The sequence below is a fragment of the Salinisphaera hydrothermalis C41B8 genome (assembly GCF_000732535.1).
Lineage (GTDB): Bacteria > Pseudomonadota > Gammaproteobacteria > Nevskiales > Salinisphaeraceae > Salinisphaera > Salinisphaera hydrothermalis.
Genome location: NZ_APNK01000002.1, coordinates 44,402 through 67,025, shown reverse-complemented (window position 1 = coordinate 67,025; position 22,624 = coordinate 44,402). Strand labels below are relative to the sequence as shown.

Sequence of the window (22,624 nt, the reverse complement as noted above, 5' to 3'; positions counted from 1 at the left end):
CCGTGGATCGCCACAAAAAGATCAGGCCGCGGCGCGTTCGCGCTCGATATGCGCCGACAGCGAGCGCAGCGTGGCGAATATGCGGCTGTTGGCTTCGTCGTCGGCGCGTAGTTCGATGCCATAAGCCTGGTTCACGGCCAGCGCGATTTCCAGGGCATCGATGGAGTCGAGCCCGAGGCTGTCGGCTTCCGGGCCGAACAGCGGCGCCGTCGGTTCGATCTCCGCCGCGGTCACATCTTCCAGGTCCAGGGACGTGACCAGCAGCTGTGCGACATCGCGCTCGAGATCGCTTTGCTCATTCATAGTCTTTCACTCGTTGTTGTACTGCCGTGCACGCGCTGCCTGGCGTGCGCGTTTTCCGTCCGCCCGGGGCGGCCGCGCGCCCGGCCTTGCCCGGCGATGCGGGCCATTCGCGGCGGTCAGCCTGCCTATTGTCCACGAACCCCGGGTTCGATTCATCCCGCGTCGAGGTATCGACATGCCGGCCCTGCGCGTCCATTATCCGCCCCACGAGGCGGCGCCGTGCGATACACACTGCTTTTAAACGCCGATGCCCGCCCCGTCGCTACGGGGTGATCGGCGGTGAGCGCTGCTGGATTTTCGTTTATTCGTCCTGAACCGTGATCGAACACCGCAGCCAAATCGAGTTCCAGGTCCCTTTTTTCGACGTCGACTCGATGCATATCGCGTGGCACGGCCACTATGCCAAGTACTTCGAGCTGGCGCGCTGCCAGCTACTGGAAGAGCTCGGCCACGATTACGACGCCATGGCCGCGTCCGGCTTCTCCTGGCCGATCGTCGATCTGCGTGTGCGCTACATGCGCTCGCTGACCTTCAAGCAGTGGGTTCGCGTGACGGCTACCCTCAAGCGCTGGGACCAGCAGCTGCGCATCGCCTACCGGGTACGCGATCGCGATTCAGGCGCGAGTCTGGCGCGGGGCAGCACCCTTCAGGTGCCGGTGGAGATCGAGTCGGGACAACGCTACCCGGACACCCCGGATGCCGTGCGCGCCGCGCTCGCGCGTTTCGCCCAGCGTTCGTAGACGGAGACCCCGCGATGACCCGCGTGCCTCGCTGTATGACCTATCTCGTGACCGCGCTGTTGCTTGCGCTATGCGCGACGACCACCGTGGCGGTTGCTGCATCCACGGCCCACCGCGACATGCCGGCGCTCGGCAGCGAAACATCGGGCCATGTATTGCGCGGCCGATTCGTCCAGCACAAACATCTGGCCGAGCTCGATCAGCCGCTGGTATCGCGCGGGCGCTATGTGGTGGATCGTGATCGCGGCCTGCTGTGGCAGGTCGAAAAGCCGGTCAAGAGTACGCTCGTCATCACGCCAAAGGCATTGACCGAGCGCAGCCAGGGCCAGCAGACCGCCCATATCAGCGCCGAACAGCAACCGGCGCTCGGCGCCGTAGCGTCCATCCTGCTCGCGGTGTTCCAGGGCAATACCGATCAACTGTCGCAGTATTTCGACATCCAGCGCCCGAAGGCTGACGCCAAGAACGCGACGCTCGTGCTCACGCCGAAAACCGACGCGGTGAAACAGTTCATCACCCGGCTCAAGCTCAGTGGCGACGATAAAACCGTACGCCAAATCCGCATCGATCAGCCGGGTGGCGATTACAGCGTCATCGATCTGCAGCCTGCGCCCCATAGCGCCCAAGACCTGACGCCCGCCGAACGGCGCGCTTTCTCGCATTGAGAGTGCGCGCTGCGCTCTGGTTGCTTGGCGTCATCGCGCTGGGCGCCATCCTCGCCGGCCTGGCCGCGACCGGCCGGCTGACCGTTCGTACCGATCTGATGGCGCTGTTGCCGACACCGCAACACGATGCTCTGGTCAATGCGACGGTACATCGCATGTCCACCTTCGGCCAACGCCGGGTCACGGTTCTGTTGTCGGGCGATACCGAAGCCCATCGCCAGAAGGCTATGCAGGCGATGGCCGGCGTGCTGTCGGCGAGCCCGGCGTTCGATCAGGTGATCGCGCGCGCCGACGATGCGCTCAGCAACGGCCAGCGCAAGCATCTGACGCAGCTGTATTTCAAGCATCGCTTCCATCTGCTGGCCCCCGCCGATGCCAAGGCGCTGGCCACGCTGGCGAAGGCGCCCGCTGGTAGTCAGAAAGCCGAGCGCGCCCGTGAATATTTCACTAATCGTGCCGAGGGCCGGCTTTATGGCCTGGGTGTCGGCGGCGGCGGTCGTTTCGTCGACGATCCGTTCGGGTTGGCCGAGGCTTATCAGCGCGCCACCTTGCCCAACCCCGCGCCGAATCTGCGTATCGCCGGCGACGGCACCTTCTATGTCGTCGACAAGCAGGGCCGGCGCATCGACGTGATGTTCGCCGAAACCCGGCACAACCCGTTCTCGCTGGCCAGCGAAAGCCAGGCCACGGCCGCCCTCAAGCAAGCCCGGGCGGCCGCCCGAGCCGCAGCGCCCGCGGCGACGATTCGGATCTCCGGCGTGGTTCGTCATGCCGCCGTCGCCGCGAAGCGCGCCAAATTCGAAATGTCGGTGATCGGCAGCGGGTCTTTGATCGGCATCATCGCGCTCATGCTCTGGGCGTTCGGGCGGGTGCGCCCGTTCGTGCTCAGCCTGGCGGCGGTCGGCGGCGGCATCGTGCTCGCCGCCGTGGTCACGGACCTGGTGTTCGGCAGCATTCATATGCTGACGCTCGTGTTCGGCACCAGCCTGGTCGGCGTGTCGATCGACTACTGCCTGCATTTCTTTGCCCAGCGTCTGGCCACGCCGGACCCGGCCACCGCTCTGGCGCGCGTGCGCCGGCCGGTGCTGCTCGGGCTCGTCACCAGTGTGATTGCCTACGGCGGCATGGTGATCGCGCCCTTCCCCGGGCTGCGCCAGATCGCGGTATTCACCGCGACCGGGCTGATCGGCGGCTGGCTCGGCATGCTGCTGCTTCTGCCCGGGGCCGGCGGACCGGCGCCGCGTCCGGGGCGCGCCCTGCGGCTGGCCGGGTTGTGGCGCTCGCATGGCCCGTCGCGGCTGGTCATCGGCCACGAGCGGCGGCTGGTAGCCGGGCTGTCCGGCCTGGCAGTGGTGCTCGGCGGTTTCGCGCTCTGGCAACTCTCGCCGGACGACAGCGTGCGTGTGCTCTACAACCCGCCTCCGCAACTGCTGAAAACCGATCGCCAGGTCGCTAACCTGCTCGGCAGTACGCTATCAACGCATGCCGTGGTGGTGACCGGGCAATCTCCGGCCCAGGTGCTGAGCACCGAAACGACATTGGTGGACCGGCTTCGTGCCGGCCCCAACCCGGCGGCCTCGGTACGCGCGATTACCGATGCCTATCCGCCGGTGGCCGCACAAAAAGCCAACTATGCCCGCCTGGCCGAAAGCCTCTATGCGCCCCACGGGCCGTTGACACAGATTCTTGCCCAGGCCGGATTCAAGCCGGACAAGATCACCGCGGCGCGACAAGCCTTCAGCGCGGCCCAAGGCCGGACGCTGAGCCTGTCGGACTGGCTGGCCAGCCCGGCCAGTCTGGGCCTGCGCGGGCTCTGGCTGGGCCGGGTCGACGGCCGCGACGCGGCCATCGTCCGCGTGGATCGGATCAACGACGCGGCTCGTTTCCATCGGATTATCTCGAACCAGTCGAACGCCGAGTACGTCGACAGCGTGGCGCGCATATCCAGCCTGCTCGCGCATTATCGGCGCCTGGCGACGTGGCTGCTGGGGCTGGAATATATTCTCGCCTGGCTGGTGCTATGGCGGGCGTTCGGCGCGCGCGGTGCGCTTGCCCTGTTGTTGCCGCCGGCGCTGGCGAGCATCGCCGTGCTGGCGATCTTCGCCGCCACCGGCGCCACATTCGCCCTGTTCAATCTCGTCGCGCTGATTCTGCTGCTTGGCCTGGGCGCGGATTACGGCATATTCCTGCGCACCGCCCCGGCGGATCATGCGCCGGCCATGCTTGCCGTGGGCCTGTCGGTGGCCACCACCCTGCTCGCTTTCGGCTTGCTCGGGCTAAGCCATACCCCGGCGCTGCATGAGTTCGGCCTGACCCTGGCACTGGGCCTGACCTTCACCTTCCTGCTAGCTTCTCTTCTCGGAAGGCCTGCGGCCGACATCGCTACATCGAGGCCCGATTGACGTGAATACCGAACAAACCGATATCGCCGTCATCGGCGCCGGGCCGGCCGGCGCCACGATCGCCGCCCTGCTCGCGGATCGCGGCTGGCGCGTGACCGTACTCGAGCGCAGCCATTTCCCGCGCTTCGCCGTGGGCGAAAGCCTGTTGCCGCGCTGCATGGATGCGCTGGCCGATGCCGGCATGCTGCATGCGGTCGAACACGCCGGCTATCAGATCAAACGCGGTGTCACGTTCACCGAGAATGATCGCGATACCAGCTTTACCTTCGACGACCAGTTCACGCCGGGCTGGTCCTGGACATGGCAGGTGCTGCGGGCCGATTTCGATCACCGGCTGGCGCTGGAGGCCGAACACCGCGGCGCCACGCTTCGCTTCGGCCAGACGGTCGAGTCGGTGGATTTCGAAACGCCCGGCGCGCCGCGTCTCTCGGTGGTCGGCGACGACGATACCCGCACCGCGCTCACCGCTCGTTTCGTCTGCGATGCCAGCGGTTTTGCCCGCGTGCTGCCGCGCCTGCTCGGTCTCGACCGAACCGGCAGCGCACCGCCGCGGGCTGCGCTGTTCACGCATGTCGCGGATCATATCGACGCGCCGGACTATCAGCGCGACCGGATCGTGATCGGTATTCATCCGAGCCAGCCGGAAGTCTGGTACTGGCTCATCGGCCTGGCGGGCGGCCGGGCCTCGGTCGGTGTCATCGGGCCGCCGGAATGGCTTCACGGGCTCGACGGCACGCCCGTCGAGCGTTTGCAGCAGGCCATCGGCGAAGAACCGCGGCTGGCGCGGCTGCTGGCGGATGCCGAGTTCGACAGCCGCGTGGGCCAGACCGAAAACTATGCCTACGACATCGCCGCGCTCCACGGTCGCGACTATGCCCTGCTCGGCAACGCGGCTGGCTTCGTCGATCCGATCTTCTCGTCGGGCGTCACGATTGCGCTGGAATCGGCGTTGCGCGCGGTCGGCCCGATCGACGCCCAGCTGCGCGGCAGCGATGTCGATTGGGATACCGAATTCGAAGCACCGATCCGCGCCGGCCAGCGCGTGTTCACCAGTTTCATCTCGGCCTGGTATCGCGGCACGCTCAAGCATGTGTTTTTCAATCCGACACCGGATACCACCATCCGTACGATGCTGAGCTCGATCCTGGCCGGCTATGTCTGGGATACGAGCAACCCGTACGTGGCCGTGCCGGAGCGCCGGCTGGAGACGTTGTGCCGGCTGTGCGCACCGGCCGCATGAAGCGCACTGTTGTCATCGCGCCGCTGATCGTCGGCTTGGCGGTCGCGCTCGGCGGCTGCATGCCCAAGCCTCTGATTCAGCCGCTCGGCCCGGCAGCGCTCGGCCAATCAGTGGAAGCCCGGCAACAGGTGACCGTGCATTACCGCGGCCATACGCGCAGCCTGCAGGTCGCCCTGCGGGTGGTGCCCGACGACCTCACACTGGTCGGCCTGTCGGCCATGGGCCAACGCGTATTCACGCTCGGCTGGAACGGCCATGCCGTGGAGCGCGGGCGGGGACTCCAGGCCGCCAAGCGGATTCCCGCCAAACGTATTCTGGCCGACCTGGAGCTGGCTTACTGGCCGTTGCCGGCGCTGCGCGGGGCATTGACCGATCCCGATGTGCGCCTGCAACAGCTCGGTAATACGCGCACCCTGTGGCGCGGCGACACCCTGCTCTGGATCGCCTACCGCGCGAACGGCGATCCGTGGCACAGCCGGCTGACCATCTACGACACGCGCCTCGGCTATCGGCTGGACGTCGAACCTCTGGCTTTCAACATCCCGGCCTCGTCCAATAAACCATGAGCGACACGATTCTCGTCACCGGCGCCAGCCGAGGCATCGGCCGCGCCATCGCCCTGCGCCTGGCACGCGATGGCTTCGATATCGTCGTGCACTATCGCCAGCGCGAAGACAGCGCCCGCGAAGTCGCCGAGTCGATCCGCGCGCTCGGGCGCGACGCGCGCATGCTGCGATTCGACAGCGCCGAGCGCGCCGAGACACGCGCCGCGATCGAGGCCGACCTCGCCGAGCACGGCGCTTATTACGGTCTCGTGCTCAACGCCGGCATCGTGCGCGATGCCGCGTTCCCGGCGCTCACCGAGGAAGCCTGGGACGCCGTGCTCGACACCAATCTCGACGGCTTCTACAACGTCGCCCATCCCTGTGTGATGCCGATGATCCAGCGCCGCCGCCCGGGGCGCATCGTCTCGCTGGCCTCGATCGCCGGCCTGATGGGCAACCGCGGCCAGGTCAACTACAGCGCGGCCAAGGCCGGCATTATCGGCGCGACGAAGGCCCTGGCGCTGGAGCTGGCCAAGCGGCGCATTACCGTCAACTGCGTCGCCCCGGGGCTCATCGAAACGGACATGACGGGCGACCTGCCCGCCGACCAGTTGAAGGCCATGATCCCGCAGCAGCGTATGGGCCGCCCGGAAGAAGTTGCCGCGGCCGTGTCGTTCCTGTGTTCGCCGGATGCCAGCTACATCACCCGCCAGGTGATCTCCGTCAACGGCGGGCTGTGCTAACGGCCCGTTCGGTGCCATGACACGGCTCAACCTCGCGTTGTTCGTGTTCGACGACACAGTCGATCCAGATGATCTTCGTGCCGGCCTGAGCGACACCGAGCGCGGCCATGAGGCCGGCATCGTGCACGCCGGCCGCCGCCGCGAATATCTCGCCAGTCGCTGGCTGCTGCGCCATCACCTGGCCGCGGAATACAACGCCGCGCCCCAAGCGCTATCGATTGAATACCCGCGAGGCGCTGCACCCCGATGCCGCCGGGGCTCGCGTCATCTCGGCCTCAGCCATAGCGGCAGCGCCTGCCTGAGCCTGATGGCCGAGACGCCGGCCGGATGCGACATCGAGCGGATTCATGCGCGGCGTTTCGCGCCGGCCCAGCTGGCCGCGCATTGTTTTCATGCCGATGAAGTCGCCGAACTTCGACGCGTCGGTCCAGCCGATCAGCTGCGCGATTTTCATCAGCTCTGGACGCTCAAGGAAGCCGCGCTCAAGGCGCAGGGGCTGGGTCTTGGCGCCGGCATGAAAAAGCCCAGTTTCCGGCTTCGCCCGACGCTACGGTGCACGCGAGTGCGGTCCGCCGCGGCCTGGTTCTTCGCCGCGACGGAGCTTGACAGTGTCAAAGATCGTTTCGCCATCGGGGTCGCGACCCGACGGCCGGCGGCAACGATCGATCTCGTCGCGCTGAGGCCCGACGGCAGCGATGGCGTGCAACGTACCGCGCTCGTCGTCGACTGGGCAACGGCTGCTCACGCGCCGTAGGTCTGGTCTGCGCGCGGGCCAGGCACTGCTGCAGCCTCCTCGCGCCAAACGACCACCCGGCGTCGGTCGCATCAAGTACAGGCAGATCGGTTTAGAGTACGTTCCAGCCCCCCCCTTGTTTTAAGAGTCTATTCCAATAGGCTCTAAGGAGCCCCACTACCACTGGCGGATTTGTGCCCATGTCGGATTACGCTTCGCTAATCCGACCTACGCGCCTGGATGCATTGTTCGGTGGCTGGGAAAGACGGCATAAGCAGGGGGATCGATGTAGGTCGGCTTAGGCCGCAGGCCGTAAGCCGACATGGCCGCACGCCCACCAATCTCGCGGATTAGTGCCCATGTTGGATTGCGCTTCGCCGATCAAACCTACACGACTCGCCCGTCTTAGCGTTTTGAAACGGGCGTTTGGACGAACCGTGCCCTCAGTATTCAGCCGTCGGATGAAACCAGCCAAGCCGTTCGTGCAAGCGCACCACTTCGCCCACGATCAGCAAGGCGGCACCGGTCGAACGCTCCGCGGCCACCAGCGGCGGCAGATCGGTGAGCGTGGCCGGAATCAGGCGCTGGCGCGCAGTAGTGCCGTCGATCACCATCGCGGCCGGCCAGTCGGCCGGCAAGCCGTGCTCGATCAGGCGGGCACAGATGGTATCCAGATTGCGCCGGCCCATGAAGAACACGACGGTCTGCCCCCGCTGGGCGAGCTCGGCCCAAGAAAGGTTCAATTCGCCTTCTTTCAGATGACCGGTCACGAATGTCACCGACTGGGCGTAGTCGCGGTGCGTGAGCGGAATACCGGCATAGGCCGCACAGCCGTTGGCTGAGGTGATACCGGGCACGATCTGAAACGGGATGCCGGCGTCGGCCAGCTCCGAGATCTCTTCGCCGCCACGCCCGAACACGAACGGATCGCCGCCCTTAAGCCGCAGCACCCGTCGACCGGCCTGCGCCAGTTTGACCATCAAGGCGTTGATTTCGTCCTGCGGCAACGTATGCTTCGACGCCCGCTTGCCCACGTGAATGCGCTCGGCTTCCGGCGACACCAGCTCCAGAATCGAGGCCGGCAGCAGACTGTCGTAGAGCACGACGTCGGCGCGCTGCATCAGCCGCAGCGCGCGGAACGTGAGCAGATCGGGATCGCCCGGCCCGCTACCCACGAGATAGACTTCGCCGCGAGTCGCTCGTTTCATCGGATCGGCCTCGGCCAGCGTCGCCTGCAGTTCGCGGCGTGCCGCGTCGATCCGCCCGGCGAAAACCTGTTCGGCGATCGGCCCTTCGAAAACCGCGTTCCAGAATCCGGCGCGCTCGGCGCGCGGCACGCAGGTCTTGACCTGCGCCCGAAACTCACCCGCCAGCGAAGCCAGATCGCCGTAGGCGTGCGGCACCAGCGTCTCCAGCCGGGCACGCAGGCGACGCGTGAGGCTGGGTGCGGCCGCATCGCTGGACACACTCACCTGCAACGGCCCGCGCTCGACCAACGCCGGCACGAGGAAATCCGAAGCCTTGGCATCGTCGGCGCGCTGGACCGGAATACCGCGCGCACGTGCGGCGGCCGCGAAGCGCGCGTTCACGTCGGCATCGTCGGTCGCAGCGAAACACAGCGCGGCGTCCCGCGCATCGGAGTCTTTCACGGCGCGCTGTTGCCACTCGATGGCGCCGCAAGCCGCGCGTTCGGAAAGTGCGGGATCGAGTCTTGGCGCGATTACCGCCACGCGCGCGCCGGCCGCCAGCAGGCGTGCCACGCGCCGTGACGCGATCCGGCCGCCGCCAGCCACAACCACTCGACGCCCGGCCAGCCGCAGCGCGACCGGATAGGTCGAAAATTGTTCGTCGACAGGCTTCTCGATCATCGGGGGAATTCGTTGCGAGCCGGGAGGCAGCCGGAGAACGCGGCCGTCAGCCGCCGAAGTGCATTGTTTTATAGATCATGCTGAGCGCCACGAGGATCAACACGGTGGCAATGATCGGCCGTAGCGCGCGATCGGGCAAACGCCAACCCATCCGGGTGCCGAGATAAATGCCTGGCAGCGACCCGAGCAGCAGCAGCCCCAGCACGCCCAGATCGGTCGTGCCCAGCGTCAGATGCCCCAGTCCGGCGATCAGCGTGAGCGGCACCGCGTGCGTGATGTCCGTGCCCACGATGCGTACTGCACGCGTATTCGGGTAAAGAATCAGCAGCATGGTCGTGCCCAGCACACCGGCCCCCACCGACGACAGGCTCACCAGCACGCCGAGCACGACGCCACCACACACCGTGATCACCGGACGCCAGGCCAGAAGCTCGGAGCGGCTCCTACCCGAGACGAACAACATCCGTGTCTGCAGCCAGCGTACGAGCCGATCGCGTGCGAACGTCAGCAGCGCCGTCACGATCATCGTGATCGCAAGCGTGACGACCATCAGCTCCTGTACCCAAGGCTGCAACCCGACCAGATGCAGCCACACGATGGTAAGCAGCGCCGCCGGCACGCTGCCGGCCGCCATCAAACCGACCACCGGCCAGTCGACCGTCTGCTGACGACCATGCAGCAACGTGCCGAACGCCTTGGTGCCGGCGGCATACAACAGGTCGGTCCCGACGGCCCCCGAAGGCGAGAAACCGAACAGCAGGATCAGGATCGGCGTCATGAGCGAGCCACCGCCCACGCCGGTCAAACCCACGGCGGCCCCGACGAACAGACCGGCCACGACAAAAGCGAGCATGCAAACATCCTTATCCGGCGCGCCGCCGGCGTGTCCCGGGCCGCACCTGCCGGTTGCGGCCCCGATGAAGGCGGCAAGCTACCAGTCGCGCATCAAACCGAAAAGTAATATATGCTGATGCAGTAATACCCCGATCGAATAACCGGATCGACATGAAGCTGCGACAGTTGGAGTACATCCACGAGGTGGCCCGCCAGCAACTCAACATCACCGCGGCCGCGCGCAGCCTGCACACCTCGCAGCCCGGCGTGAGCAAGCAGATCCGGCTGCTCGAGGAAGAACTGGGCGTGCTCATTTTCGAGCGCAACGGCAAGCATCTCGACCGCATCACGCCCGCCGGCGAACGTATCCTCGGCACCGCGCGCCGGATTCTGTCGGAAGTGGACAACATCAATCGCACGGCAAGCGAGTTCGCCGATACCGATCGCGGCTCGCTGCGCGTTGCCACCACACATACACAGGCCCGCTATGCATTGCCGGCGACGATTGCCGGTTTCCGCCAGGCATACCCCCGGGTCTCGCTACATATCAACCAAGGCGCCCCGCCCCAGATCGCAGGCTGGGCCGCGGCCGGCGATGCCGATTTCGCCATCGCTACCGAAGCACTCGAACATTACGACGAACTCATCATGCTGCCCTGCTATCACTGGAACCGCTGCGTTCTGGTGCCCACGGATCATCCCCTGGCCGATGGCAGCCCGCTGACGCTCGAGCGCATCGCCGAACACCCGCTGGTGACGTATACCTTCGGCTTCACCGGCCGATCACAGCTGGATACGGCGTTCACCGAGCGCGGACTGACGCCGGATGTCGTGCTCACGGCCGTCGACGCCGACGTCATCAAGACCTACGTCCGGCTCGGTCTGGGCGTGGGCGTCATCGCGAACATGGCCTACGATCCCGCCAACGACGCCGATCTGGTGAGCCTCGACGCCAGCCATCTGTTCTCGTCCAGCACGACGCACATCGGCTTCCGGCACAACCTGTTCCTCACCGGTTACATGCGGCGCTTCATCCGCATGTTCGCCGAACATCTGACCGAAGACGTCATCGACCGCGCGATCGATGCCTACCCGGGCCCCAGCTTCGACAAGCTGCTGGACGAACTCTGGCCCAAGCTGCCCACGCGATGATTTACGTACACGGCCAGCTCCCCTCAGACCGCCGATACAGCTCGCTTATCCCAAAACTACGCTGTTATGTAGATCGGATTGACGAAGCGTAATTCGACATGAATGCCAATCCGCGAGTGGAAGTGCGGTCGACCATGTCGGCTTACGGCCTGCGGCCTAAGCCGACCTACACTTAGTTCAACTATCGACGCGCTGAGTGATCCACGTGGACGGTTTGCCGGCAGCTCGCAATCAAGCGGGTAGGTCGGATTAGCGAAGCGTAATCCGACATTGAGGCCGATTCGTGCGCGGTCGTGCGGTCGGCCCGTCGGCTTACGGACTGTGGCCTAAGCCGACCCACGCCTCGCTAAGTGACCCGCATGGACGGTCGATCCGCCGAGCCCGAATACAGTCATTTATCCGCAGATTGCGCAGATCACACAGATTGAAAGTGCGGGTTTTGTGCTCGTTTGGGACAGGTGCCGAAGTTCAACGACGAATCAGGGCTCTACAGCGCCCGGAGACACTTGGTCTTAAGAGCACTTTTCAAAATCTGAAAAACCGACGAATCATGTAGGTCGGAGTAGCGAAGTGTAATCCGACATGGAGGCCAATCCACGAGTGGCAGTGCGGTCGACCATGTCGGCTTACGGCCTGCGGCCTAAGCCGACCTACACCTGGCCGAACCGCCGACGCGCTGATTGATCTGCATGGCCGGTTTGCCGGCAGCTCGCGGATCCACGGTGTATCCGCAGCTCTACAGCGGCCTGAGATACTTCGTCTTAAGAGCGCATTTCAAAATCTGAAGACCGACGAATCGTGTAGGTCGGATTAGCGAAGCGTAATCCGACATGGAGGCCAATCTGCGAGTCGCAGTACGGTCGACCATGTCGGCTTACGGCCTGCGGCCTAAGCCGACCTACACCTGGCCAAACCGCCGACGCGCTGATTGATCTGCATGGCCAGTTTGTCCGCAGGTCGCGAATACAGGCAATTTATCCGCAGATTAAACAGATTGAAAGCGCGGGGCTCGTATTCGCTTACAGCGAAGGGCTGCCCCCGAAGCTATAACGGTGCAAGCCCCACACTAGTCAGCATATCCAGCTTTTCTTCAAATCTGGGTCATCTGCATAATCTGCGGATACTATCCTTGCCGGATAGCGCCGCAGACCCCGGCGCACTATTGGAATAGGCTCTTACTCTACGGTCGGTTCGATGACATCGATGCCGCCCATGTATGGCCGCAACGCGGCCGGGACGCCGACACTGCCATCGGCGCGCTGGTGGTTTTCCAGCACGGCGACCAGCGCGCGGCCAGCGGCCACGCCGGAGCCATTGAGGGTATGCAGCAGACGCGGCTTCCCGGTCTCGGCGTCGCGGTAGCGTGCGCCCATGCGGCGAGCCTGAAAGTCGCGCGTGTTGCTGATCGACGATATCTCACGATAGGTCTGCTGGCTGGGCAGCCACACTTCCAGATCGAAGGTGCGGGCCGCGGAAAAACCGATATCGCCGCCGCACAGATCGACGACACGATAGGCCAGTTCCAGATCCTGAAGCACACTTTCGGCGCTGGCGAGCATAGCCTCGTGGCAGGCATCCGACTGGTCGGGATGCGCGATATTGATCAGCTCGACCTTCTCGAACTGGTGCTGGCGGATCATGCCGCGCACATCGCGCCCCGCCGAACCGGCCTCGGCGCGGAAGCATGGCGTATGCGCGACGTAGCGCAGCGGCAGCCGTTCCGGTTCAACGATCTCACCCGCGACCATGTTCGACACCGGCACTTCGGCAGTGGGAATCAGGTAGTAGTCGTCGGGCTCGGCCAACCGAAACAGATCGTCGCCGAATTTGGGCAACTGCCCGGTACCGTAAAGCGACTTCGAGTTCACGATGTACGGCACGTTGACTTCGGTATAGCCCGACGCGACATGCTTGTCGATCATGTACGCGATCAGCGCACGATGCAGCCGCGCCACGCCGCCCTGCATGATCGTGAAGCGTGCGCCGGTGATCTTGGCGGCGGTGGCGGCATCCAACCCGTGAAGTTTTTCGCCAACGGCGACATGATCGGCCACTTCGAAGTCGAAACTCGGCGGCTCGCCCCAATGCCGGACCACGACGTTATCGTCTTCATCCGCGCCGTCGGGCATGTCGGCATCGGGCAGGTTCGGCAACCCGGACTGAATGTCGTTGAGCTGTTCGGCGATCGTCTCGAGCTCGGCCTTGGCCTGGTCGAGTTGGGCACCCAGTCCCGCGACGGCCTCCTTGAGCGGCTCGATGTCCTCGCCGGCCGCCTTGGCCTTGCCGATGGCCTTGGAGCGCTGGTTGCGCTCGGCCTGGAGCGACTCGGCTCGCGTCTGTAGCGCCTTGCGCTTTTCTTCCAGCGCGGCATACCCCGCCGCGTCGAATTCAAAACCGCGGCGGGCAAGAGCAACAGCCACACTTTGCGGGTCGTTGCGCAATAAACGGGGATCGAGCATGACGAGTTCGCGTTTCTAATCGAGTGGGATGCCAATGGCCGACGCGCATTCTGCCACAATCGGCCGCGGCGCTCGCCGTCACAATCCGCGCCCGTGGGCAGTCATTCGCCCCGGCGCCTGTTGCCGTTTCGTGCGAGCGCCGCGTTGGAGACCGCAAATCGCATCCGGCAAGGCGCGAGCCGCCGATCGTGGCGTGCCACGATCAAGATTTGCAACGCCGCAGGGCGTGATTGGAGCCCAACCCGAAGGGGCAAGCGCTGTTTTACTGCAATCGAGCGTTGCAGCTCGCTCGCTTAGACTCACGGCGCCGCACTCGTCGCGCCTCCTCTTGCAGTAAAACAGCGCTTGGCGCGGACTCGCACGAAACGGCACAAGGCCCTAGTTTTACGGCAGAATGACGAGCGGCGCGGCAGCGCGCGGAAGACGCCAGCGACGCCGCACTGTTTCGGGCAAGGTCCACCGCTACGACATCAGCCGTCGCGCGGGGTCATCAATCAACAGGCAGCTGGACTGCCGGGGAGCGATTCATCATCAGTCCCTGGATACTTATCGTCATATCGCTGATCTATATAGGCGTTCTGTTCTATATCGCTTATATCGGCGACCGCCGCGGGCGGATGATGCGCCGCCCCGGACCACGCCCCGTGGTTTATGCGCTGTCGCTGGCGGTGTTCTGTACGTCGTGGGCGTTCTACGGCAGCGTCGGGAGTGCAGCAACCGAAGGCTGGAGTTATCTGCCGGTCTACCTCGGCCCGATGATCGCGCTGCTGATTCTGGCGCCGGTGCTGCGCAAGATGCTGCTGATTTCACAGCAGCAGAACACCACGTCCATCGCCGATTTCATCGCCGCGCGCTACGGCAAGTCGCAGGGGCTGGCGGCGCTGGTGTCGGGCATCGCGCTGCTGGTGGTGCTGCCGTACATCGCACTGCAGCTCGATGCGCTGACCACCTCGTTCAACACCATCGTGCACGGCGCCTACAGCCAGCCGCAGACGGAAGTCACGCTGGCCGGCTGGACCGATACGGGCCTGCTGGTCGCCATCGCCATGGCGGCGTTCTCGATTGCGTTCGGCACCCGCCACGTCAATCCGCGCGAATCGCACCAGGGCATCATCCGCGCCATCGCGTTCGAGTCGATCGTCAAACTCAGCGCTTTTCTGATTGTCGGCGCAGTCGTCACGTTCGGCATGTTCGGCGGCGTGCACAATCTGTTCGCCCAGGCCCGGAACGTACCTGCGTTTCATGCGCTGTTTGATCAGCCGCTGCTCACGCCGCGCTTCGTCACCGTTCTCATCCTGTCGGTGGCGGCGACGCTTTGTCTGCCCCGCCAGTTTCATGTCGGCGTGGTCGAGAACACGGAAACACGCGATCTGAACACCGCGCGCTGGCTGTTTCCGTTGTATCTGTTCCTGATGTCGCTGTTCGTGGTGCCTCTGGCCGCGGCCGGGCTGACGGTCTTCGGCGTCAACACGGTCGATCCGGACCGGTTCGTGATCGCCCTGCCCATGCATGCCGGCATGCACTGGCTAACCCTGGTCGCCTACATCGGCGGCGTATCGGCCGCCACCAGCATGGTGATCATGGCGACCGTGACGCTCTCCACCATGATCTGCAACGAGATCGTGGTACCGCTGGCGTTGCGTTTGCCGGGCGTCCAGTTCGGCCATCGTCAGGATCTCTCGCGCGCGCTGCTGCGCACGCGCCGCATCCTGATCGTGGTGATCCTGATTCTGGCCTGGGCGTTCTATCGCATGTTCGCCACCAGCCAGACGCTAGCGGGCATCGGCCTGCTGTCGCTGTCGGGCGTGGTACTGTTCGTACCGCCGATGATCGGCGGCATCTTCATTCGTCGCATCACCCGGCGCGGGGCCATCAGCGGCCTGCTGGCCGGGCTCGCGCTGTGGCTGTATACGCTGGTCGTACCCATCATGGTCACCCAGGGCTGGCTGCCCGGCGGCTGGATGACGGGCGGCCCGTTCGGTATCGGCTGGCTCGCGCCGCAGGCGCTGTTCGGCACGCATTTCGGCGATACGCTCACCCACGGCGTGTTCTGGACCCTCACCGGCGAGATCGCCGTGATGGCGTCAGTGTCGCTCAACACGTCGATCACGTTGATCGAACGCGCACAGGCCGTGGCCTTCGTCGATCTGGGCATGCGGCGCCAACCGCGCAGCACGGCCGACGTCCGGCCGCCGGCGATCCGCGTCGGTGAACTGGAGGTGCTGCTACAGCGTTTCCTCGGGCCGCAGGCCGCACGCGCCGCGCTCAACGAATATGCCGGCCATCACGACCGCCAGCTGTTATCCAACCAGATCGTGGACGCTTCGCTGCTGCAGTTCGCCGAGCAACGACTGGCCGGCGTGGTCGGCAGCGCGTCGGCCCGACTCATGCTGGCCTCCGGGCTGCGCCAGCGCGATCTCGCGCTCGAAGACATGGTGCGCCTGCTCGATCGCACGGCCGATGCGGTGCAGTTCAACCGCAACGTGCTGCAGGCGGCGCTGGAGAATATCGACCAGGGGATATCGGTGGTCGACCAGGATCTGCGGCTGGTGGCCTGGAACACCCGTTATCTGGAGCTGTTCGAATACCCGCCGGGCATGGTCCGCACCGGGCGGCACATCGCCGATCTGATCCGTTTCAACGCCATGCGCGGCGAATGCGGCCCCGGGCCGGTCGAGGAACACGTACGCAAGCGCCTGGAACATCTGCGCGAAGGCAAGCCGCATCGCTTCGAGCGTCATCGCCGCAACAACACGGTGCTGCAGATGACCGGCAACCCCATGCCGGGCGGCGGCTTCGTGACCACGTTCAACGACATCACCGAGTTCAAGCGCAACGAGGCCGCGCTGACGCGGATGAACGAAGAACTCGAGGCACGCGTGGCCAAGCGCACGGAAGAACTCTCGCGTGCCAACGAAGGCCTGCGCCGCGAGAACCAGCAGCGTGCGGAAGCCCAGCGCGCCGCGCTGGAGGCGCGCCGCGAGGCCGAACGCGCCAATCTGTCCAAGACCCGCTTTCTGGCCGCCGCCAGCCACGACCTGCTGCAACCGCTCAACGCCGCCCGGCTGTTCGCCGCCGGCGCCGAGCAAGGCAACGCCAACGCCCAGAGCACGGCCCTGCAACAGATCCAGATGTCGCTGGAGGCCGCCCAGGCGCTGCTCGAGCCACTACTGGATATTTCCAAGATCGACGCCGGCGCGTGGGACGTGAAATATCAGGCGTTCCCGTTGTCGCGGATCCTGGAACCGCTGACCCGCGAATTCGAGGTGCTGGCACGCAACGCCGGGCTGGTGCTCCACGCCGTGCCATCGAACGCCTGGGTACGCAGCGACCCCAACCTGCTGCGGCGTATTCTCCAGAACTTCCTCTCCAATGCCGTGCGCTACACCGAAACCGGACGCGTGCTGATCGGCGTGCGCCGCCGTGCCGACCATGTACGGGTCGAAGTCTGGGACACCGGCCCCGGTATCACCGACGACCAACTCGGCTCGATTTTCGAGGAGTTCCAGCGCGGCACATCGAGCCATGCATCCGGCGAGCGCGGCCTGGGTCTCGGCTTGTCGCTGGCGGATCGCATGGCGCGTCTGCTCGGCCACGATATCCAGGTGAACTCCAAACCCGGCTACGGCACCGTGTTTCGTATTCATATCGAACGCGTGGCCCCGGAAACGCCCGCCGCCGAACCGTCGGCCGCCAAGCCCGTCGCGTCCCAGCCCATTCATCGCGCGCTATGCGTGGACGACGACAATGCCTCGCTGGATGCCCTGGTCGGCCTGCTCGAACGCTGGGACATCGATTGCATGACGGCGCCGCCGGAAGACGCGGAGGCCATTCTCGGCGACGAATCGTTCGATATCGCGATCTTCGACTACGACCTGGGCGAAGACAGCGCGAACGGTCTGACGCTGATCGAAGGCTTGGGCGAACAGTTCGACGACACCCGCTTCATTCTGGTGACGGCCAACCGCAGCCAGGACATCATCGCGCGGGTCGAAGCCATGAATGTCGGCCTGGTCTACAAGCCGATCGGTCCGGAGAAACTGCGCGAGGCCATTCGCCGGCCAGTGCGCGGCGGTGAAATTGAAGCGGTTTAGGCACGTCCTGGCAGCGCGGCTTGGACCGCGTCGCGGTTCGCGTTTCGTTGATCGGCGCGCTAGCGACGGCCGAGTGTGTCTTCATCAACCGTCGTGTCCGCCGAATTAGCGAAGCGCCATGCACCATGGGCGCCAATCGGCGGGTGCGGGCGCGGCCGTCCATGTCGGTTTACGGCCTGCGGCCTGAGCCGACCTACGTCAATATGCGGGCCCTATGGCGCGTAGGTCGGATTAGCGAAGCGTAATCCGACATCAAAGTAATTCCGGCTGCGGCGCGAGAGTTAAGGTCTCCGCCGTCGGGCGGGCAATACTTGTAGGCCCCGTTTTTCGGCGTGCCCTGGTCCAGCGCGCTGCCCAATTCGCGCGGCCGCCCTTGCCAAGCTTATCTGCGAAGAAAAAAAAGAGCGGCTCCGCCCGGGGCCGCTCTTTGCGCTGTGCGATCGGCGCGTCGATCAGGTATTAGAGTCGTTGAGTTCGCGGCGTGCGTAGTTGCCCCAGTCGATTTCGAGGCTGCGGGCCGCGATGACGGCCTGGGTTCGAGTATGGACATCAAGTTTGCGCAGAATCGCGGTGATATGCGCCTTGACGGTTGCCTCGGAAATATCGAGATCGATGGCGATCTGTTTATTGAGCAGCCCGTCGGTGAGCATCATCAGCACGCGCTGCTGCTGCGGCGTGAGCGTGGCGAGCTTTTCGGTGAAGTCGTCCTTGTCGGGCTCGGCGTTCTCGGCGTGCTTCGGAATCCAGCGCTGGCCCGAAAGTACTGCCGAGATGGCCTCGGCCATGGTTTCCGGCGAGGCGGACTTGGGAATGAACCCGGCCGCGCCGTGTTCGAGTGCGGCCTGGGCCACGCTGGCATCCTCGTGCGCCGAGACCACGATCACCGGTAACGACGACGCCACGCTGCGCGTATGCACCAGAGCCGAGTAGCCTCGAGCACCTGGCATGTTCAGGTCGAGCAGCAACAAATCGGCATCGTTGTTGCTGTCGGCAAGTAGCGCAGTCAGCTCGTCGACGCTCCCCACGGTCAATAGTTCGGGATCGCCCAACGCCTGCGACACCGCCTGGCTTAAGGCGGTACGAAACAGGGGGTGATCGTCCGCGATGATGACCCGGTGCGCGCTTCCGGCTTTTGAGCTGGTGTTCATATAAAACGGCCTCGGCGTAGTTCCCCGCTCATCATATACGACCTAGCGATGATAGACCTATTGCTGATGGTGACAGCCGATAGGCGGCACCACGATGTATCGATAACGTGGCGCGTATTACGCATCGCGTGGTCCGACAGCTTATATGAATCGCGCCGCTTCGCGAACCGTGCGCCCCAATCGCCGCGCGGGTTACGCCTTTAGCGCATACCAACCGGCGTCACTCGATAGTGATTTTTAATAAGTTGTACGCGCAATCCGCGCTTTCCCGTAGGGCGTGTCGTTATGAGAGACGCGTTAAGGGCGCCCGGCCGCGTTGTGAATTTGGGTCGTGACACGCTCGGCGCCGGCGAACTCGCGTCTTGCCGGACACGATTTGCGGACACCAACGCGGCGCTCGCTGGACACGGCATCGGGCCCCACTCGCTGCCCCATCCGATCGACCCGCGCCCGGCAGATTGGGCGGGTGCACCGTTCCTCTCGATCGGGCCCGCCATCTTGACGCAGTGATCGCGACCCACGGCGGCACATCGGCCAGTGCTCGCATCAATCGTCCCGAACCCCTAACCTGCGACGCAACGTTTTTGTTTGCAAACGCGATATGCCAACGACTCATCTCGTCTTCGACGTCAACGAGACACTACTCGACCTGTCGGCTCTCGATCCGATATTCAGTGACATCTTTGGCGATAGCCGCAGTCGGCGCGAATGGTTCGCCTCGCTGCTCCATTGGTCCACGGTCACCAGTCTCACCGGGCGGTTTCTGGATTTCTCGGATCTGGCCAGTCGTTGTCTGGATCAACTGGCCGCGCGGCGCGGTATAGCACTCACCGATGAGCAACGCCGTCGGGTATTCGATACCGTCGCGACATTGCCGCCCCACGACGACGTCCGCCCCGCCCTGGATCGCCTGCGCGCGGCGGGCTTTACGCTGACGGCCTTGACCAACTCCGCGCAGTCGGCCGTCGACTCGCAGTTCGCACACGCCGGGCTCACCGACATGTTCGACCACGTGCTCTCCGTGGAGGCCGCGCGCTGCTACAAACCGCACCCGACCGCCTACGGGGTCGCCACCGATGCGCTCGGCGCCCCGCCCGACGCACTACGGCTGATTGCATGTCATGACTGGGATGTTACCGGCGCGCTGCGCGCTGGGCTCAAGGCCGCCTTTGTCGCCCGCGGCGACGACTCGATCAACACGGCCGGCGACCGACCCGATATCGTCGGTCCGGATCTGGCCGCCGTGGCCGAGCGCATCATTGCGGCCGACAGCTAGTTTTGTCCGATTACCCGTATAGCGCTAATCGACAAACATGACGGCGGGTTTATCGCAGCGTGCCGGCGGTATGGCACGGGTCTAACGTAGGTCAGCTGAGGCCGGCAGACCGTAAGCGGATAAAAGACACGGCTACACCCCGGCGCCTGCTACAGCATTGCGACTTGTCGATGACACCGGGCTTCGTGTTGTCGGATTACGCGCATAGCGCTAATCCGACCTACGTGACTCCGTGATTGCGGGTCTGGCACAGCTCGCCGGTGACCATCGCACTCGTGCCAGATGTAGGTCGGCTTAGGCCGACAGGCCGTAAGCCGACAAAAGACAGAGCTGCACCGTGGCGCCTGCTACGAAATCGCGGCTTGTCCATACCGCCTGACTTCGTTTTGTCGGATTACGCTTCGCTAATCCGACCTACGCAACTACAGCATTGCGACTTGTCGATGACACCGGGCTTCGTGTTGTCGGATTACGCGCATAGCGCTAATCCGACCTACGTGACTCCGTGATTGCGGGTCTGGCACAGCTCGCCGGTGGCATCGCCCTCGTGCCAGATGTAGGTCGGCTTAGGCCGGCGGGCCGTCAGCCGACCGGGCCGACAGGGCCGACCGCACAATTAGAGTCTAAGTTGCGAAAGTGGCCATCCGATAATCCGTATATGGATCCGCTCCAGAAAAGCGAGCTCGACGATAAAACAGAGCAGGCAGCGTCCGTAAACCCGGCCTCTGGATAGCACATCCTCGGTGCCGACCTACGACGCAATCTGGATCTAACCGCCTTGGCGCGAGGCCCAGCACCAAAGCAGACAGCGAGCCACGGCGCTTCCGCGATAAAGGACCGGAACCGCGGCCAGCTTAGTTCCCGGAGCCGCCGTCGTCGCCCTCGGGATGGCTGCGGGTCTGTCGCGGGGCGTGGGTCGCATCGCGCTCGCGCAGTCGCGCCAGCTTCTCGCCGATCTTGATCTCGAGGCCGCGCGGCGCGGGCTCGTAGTAGCGCGTGCCGACGAGCGCCTCGGGCAAATACGTTTCGCCCGCGGCGTAGGCATCGTCTTCGTTGTGGGCGTAGCGATAGCCATCGCTGTAGCCGAGATCCTTCATCAGCCGCGTCGGTGCATTGCGGATATGCATCGGCACTTCCAGCGAACCGCGATTCTTGGCGTCGGCCCAGGCCGCATTGAACGCCTTGTACACCGCGTTGGATTTGGGCGCACAAGCCATGTAGGCCGCCGCCTGGGCGATCGCGAGCTCGCCTTCGGGCGAGCCGAGGCGTTCATAGGTTTCCCAGGCATCCAGAGCGATCCGCAGCGCGCGCGGGTCGGCATTGCCGATATCCTCGCTGGCCATGCGGGTGATGCGCCGGGCCACATAGCGCGGATCGGCGCCGGCCTCCAGCATGCGCGACAGCCAGTACAGCGCTGCATCGGGATCGGTGCCGCGCACGCTCTTGTGCAGCGCGGACATCTGGTCGTAGAAATAATCGCCGCCCTTGTCGAAGCGACGCAGGCCCGCGCTTAGCACCTCTTCCAGTTCGGCCTGGGTAATGGTCCGGTCTTCGGTGCCGGCCGCGATGTCCGCGGCCAGCTCCAGCAGATTCAAGGCCCGACGCGCATCGCCGTCCGAACGGGCGGCAAGCTGATCGCGCAAGGCCGCATCCATGGTGACACCTAGCCCGGCAAGCCCACGGTCAGCGTCGTTGAGCGCCCGGTCGATCAGCGACCGGATCGCCTCGGCATCCAGCGCGCGCAGGACATAGGTTCGCGTACGCGACAGCAACGCGTTGTTCACTTCGAACGACGGGTTTTCGGTCGTCGCTCCGACCAGCACGACCGTGCCGTCTTCCACATACGGCAACAGCCCGTCCTGTTGTGCCTTGTTGAAACGATGCACTTCGTCAACGAACAGCAACGTGCCCTGGCCCGTGGTCTGCTGGGTTTTCTGCGCTTCGGCCACGGCGGCACGGATATCCTTGACCCCGGCCATGACGGCCGAGATCTGGACGAATCGCATGTCCACCCGGGCCGCCAGCAGGCGCGCAAGCGTGGTCTTACCGGTGCCGGGCGGCCCCCAGAGGATCATGGAATGGATCCGGCCGGCGGCCAGCGCCCGCGTCAGCGGCTTGTCGGGGCCGAGAATATGCGTCTGCCCGACATATTCGTCGAGACTCGCTGGGCGCATGCGGTCCGCGAGCGGGCGAGCGGCCGGCTCGGCGCCATCGGCGGCCAGATCGATTTCCTGCTGTTGTGACACGGCGTTCTTGCGGTTGCGCGGTGAATACGGGAGCGGTGATGCTTTGGGCGGCTCGAGTCGACCCTCCAGCATCAACCATCAACGACATATCGCGCGAATGTAACACTCGCGCGGCGTGGTGAGGATCGTGGTTAAAGCTTATGCCACTCGCGCTACCACAGGGCGCTGCCAGGGCT

16 protein-coding genes are annotated in these 22,624 nt (G+C 64.8%); 10 read left to right on the top strand and 6 right to left on the bottom strand.

Annotation, left to right across the window (positions count from 1 at the left end; translation table 11 throughout):
• Positions 1-21 precede the first annotated feature (21 nt).
• Positions 22-303 (bottom strand): phosphopantetheine-binding protein, encoded by a 282-nt coding sequence (locus C41B8_RS01890; protein WP_037333308.1) that lies wholly within the window; start codon positions 301-303, stop codon positions 22-24.
• A gap of 317 nt (positions 304-620) precedes the next feature.
• Here C41B8_RS01890 and C41B8_RS01885 point away from each other — a divergent pair, with 317 nt between their 5' ends.
• The 7 genes from C41B8_RS01885 to C41B8_RS19235 are packed head-to-tail and all read left to right on the top strand — an operon-like array spanning position 621 to position 7,392.
• A complete protein-coding gene (locus tag C41B8_RS01885) occupies positions 621-1,043 on the top strand; it encodes an acyl-CoA thioesterase (RefSeq protein ID WP_037333306.1) in 423 nt (140 codons plus the stop codon).
• Positions 1,044-1,057: 14 nt separating this feature from the next.
• Complete coding sequence (locus tag C41B8_RS01880; RefSeq protein WP_037333304.1) at positions 1,058-1,708, top strand: outer membrane lipoprotein carrier protein LolA; 651 nt, start codon at positions 1,058-1,060, stop codon at positions 1,706-1,708.
• A gap of 2 nt (positions 1,709-1,710) precedes the next feature.
• Entirely contained in the window at positions 1,711-4,110 is a 2,400-nt protein-coding gene (locus C41B8_RS01875) for an MMPL family transporter (protein ID WP_037333303.1), read from the top strand.
• Between the two features lies 1 nt (position 4,111).
• Complete coding sequence (locus tag C41B8_RS01870; protein WP_037333301.1) at positions 4,112-5,350, top strand: NAD(P)/FAD-dependent oxidoreductase; 1,239 nt, start codon at positions 4,112-4,114, stop codon at positions 5,348-5,350.
• Positions 5,347-5,916 (top strand): DUF3261 domain-containing protein, encoded by a 570-nt coding sequence (locus tag C41B8_RS01865; protein WP_156962377.1) that lies wholly within the window; start codon positions 5,347-5,349, stop codon positions 5,914-5,916. The genes C41B8_RS01870 and C41B8_RS01865 overlap by 4 nt, the downstream gene beginning before the upstream one ends.
• Positions 5,913-6,638, top strand: coding sequence for a 3-oxoacyl-ACP reductase FabG (gene fabG, locus C41B8_RS01860; protein WP_037333297.1), 726 nt, complete (start codon positions 5,913-5,915; stop codon positions 6,636-6,638). The genes C41B8_RS01865 and fabG overlap by 4 nt, the downstream gene beginning before the upstream one ends.
• Positions 6,639-6,654: 16 nt before the next feature.
• A complete protein-coding gene (locus C41B8_RS19235; protein WP_051882727.1) occupies positions 6,655-7,392 on the top strand; it encodes a 4'-phosphopantetheinyl transferase family protein in 738 nt (245 codons plus the stop codon).
• Positions 7,393-7,814: 422 nt separating this feature from the next.
• Here the strand turns inward: C41B8_RS19235 and cysG are convergent, their stop codons facing one another.
• Together cysG and C41B8_RS01845 are read right to left on the bottom strand one after the other, a co-directional pair.
• A complete protein-coding gene (cysG, locus tag C41B8_RS01850; RefSeq protein ID WP_051882725.1) occupies positions 7,815-9,239 on the bottom strand; it encodes a siroheme synthase CysG in 1,425 nt (474 codons plus the stop codon).
• Between the two features lie 46 nt (positions 9,240-9,285).
• Complete coding sequence (locus C41B8_RS01845) at positions 9,286-10,092, bottom strand: sulfite exporter TauE/SafE family protein (RefSeq protein ID WP_037333295.1); 807 nt, start codon at positions 10,090-10,092, stop codon at positions 9,286-9,288.
• A 152-nt stretch (positions 10,093-10,244) separates the two neighbouring features.
• Between C41B8_RS01845 and cysB the strand changes: the two genes are divergently transcribed.
• On the top strand, positions 10,245-11,225 hold the full coding sequence (cysB, locus tag C41B8_RS01840) for an HTH-type transcriptional regulator CysB (protein WP_037333292.1): 981 nt from the start codon (positions 10,245-10,247) through the stop codon (positions 11,223-11,225).
• 1,175 nt (positions 11,226-12,400) lie between these two features.
• On the opposite strand, the gene serS is transcribed toward cysB, so the two are convergent.
• Positions 12,401-13,684, bottom strand: a complete 1,284-nt coding sequence (gene serS / locus C41B8_RS01835; protein WP_037333289.1) for a serine--tRNA ligase — start codon at positions 13,682-13,684, stop codon at positions 12,401-12,403.
• Between the two features lie 617 nt (positions 13,685-14,301).
• On the opposite strand from serS, the gene C41B8_RS01830 reads away from it, so the two are divergent.
• The gene (locus C41B8_RS01830; protein ID WP_051882723.1) at positions 14,302-17,778 is read left to right on the top strand and encodes a PAS-domain containing protein; all 3,477 of its coding nucleotides are present in this window, start codon (positions 14,302-14,304) and stop codon (positions 17,776-17,778) included.
• Positions 17,779-18,230: 452 nt separating this feature from the next.
• On the opposite strand, the gene C41B8_RS01825 is transcribed toward C41B8_RS01830, so the two are convergent.
• Positions 18,231-18,926, bottom strand: coding sequence for a response regulator (locus C41B8_RS01825; RefSeq protein WP_051882720.1), 696 nt, complete (start codon positions 18,924-18,926; stop codon positions 18,231-18,233).
• A gap of 601 nt (positions 18,927-19,527) precedes the next feature.
• On the opposite strand from C41B8_RS01825, the gene C41B8_RS01820 reads away from it, so the two are divergent.
• Entirely contained in the window at positions 19,528-20,202 is a 675-nt protein-coding gene (locus tag C41B8_RS01820; protein WP_037333284.1) for a haloacid dehalogenase type II, read from the top strand.
• An 854-nt stretch (positions 20,203-21,056) separates the two neighbouring features.
• On the opposite strand, the gene C41B8_RS01815 is transcribed toward C41B8_RS01820, so the two are convergent.
• Positions 21,057-22,448 carry a replication-associated recombination protein A gene (locus tag C41B8_RS01815; protein ID WP_269634332.1) on the bottom strand — a complete coding sequence of 464 codons (1,392 nt, stop codon included), beginning with the start codon at positions 22,446-22,448 and terminating at the stop codon, positions 21,057-21,059.
• Positions 22,449-22,624: the final 176 nt, after the last annotated feature.